At 52.4% G+C, this 1,103-nt stretch carries 1 pseudogene; it reads right to left on the bottom strand.

The features are described from left to right. Window positions 1–1,103: pseudogene (locus tag KV696_RS09610) on the bottom strand (adhesive domain-containing protein); the annotation flags it as partial.

Genomic DNA, 1,103 nt, shown 5'->3' with positions numbered 1-1,103 from the left:
TCAGCATCAACAAGTGCGGTAGCCTCTACATCAGCAAGCACAAGCGCTGTAGCCTCTACATCAGCAAGCACAAGTGCGGTAGCCTCTACATCAGCAAGCACAAGCGCTGTAGCATCTACCTCAGCAAGCACAAGCGCTGTAGCCTCTACTTCAGCGTCAACAAGTGCCGTAGCCTCTACCTCAGCATCAACAAGTGCGGTAGCCTCTACATCAGCATCAACAAGTGCCGTAGCGTCTACATCAGCAAGCACAAGCGCAGTAGCATCTACATCAGCATCAACAAGTGCCGTAGCCTCTACATCAGCAAGCACAAGTGCGGTAGCCTCTACATCAGCAAGCACAAGCGCTGTAGCATCTACATCAGCAAGCACAAGCGCAGTAGCCTCTACATCAGCATCAACAAGCGCTGTAGCATCTACATCAGCAAGCACAAGCGCTGTAGCCTCTACCTCAGCATCAACAAGTGCGGTAGCCTCTACCTCAGCAAGCACTAGCGCGGTAGCATCTACCTCAGCAAGCACAAGCGCTGTAGCCTCTACATCAGCAAGCACAAGTGCGGTAGCTTCTACATCAGCATCAACAAGTGCCGTAGCGTCTACATCAGCATCAACAAGTGCAGTAGCGTCTACCTCAGCATCAACAAGCGCTGTAGCATCTACGTCAGCAAGTACAAGCGCCGTAGCGTCTACATCAGCAAGCACAAGCGCTGTAGCATCTACGTCAGCAAGTACAAGCGCTGTAGCCTCTACATCAGCAAGCACAAGCGCCGTAGCCTCTACATCAGCATCAACAAGTGCCGTAGCGTCTACATCAGCAAGCACAAGCGCTGTAGCATCTACGTCAGCAAGCACAAGCGCCGTAGCCTCTACATCAGCGTCAACAAGTGCCGTAGCGTCTACATCAGCAAGCACAAGCGCTGTAGCCTCTACATCAGCATCAACAAGTGCGGTAGCCTCTACATCAGCAAGCACAAGCGCTGTAGCCTCTACTTCAGCGTCAACAAGTGCGGTAGCCTCTACATCAGCATCAACAAGTGCGGTAGCCTCTACATCAGCAAGCACAAGCGCTGTAGCCTCTACATCAGCAAGCACAAGTGCGGTAGC

Source organism: Streptococcus humanilactis (assembly GCF_019448275.1).
Lineage (GTDB): Bacteria > Bacillota > Bacilli > Lactobacillales > Streptococcaceae > Streptococcus > Streptococcus humanilactis.
The sequence above is the reverse complement of the archived record's forward strand: the minus strand, read 5'-3'. Positions and strand labels throughout refer to the sequence as shown.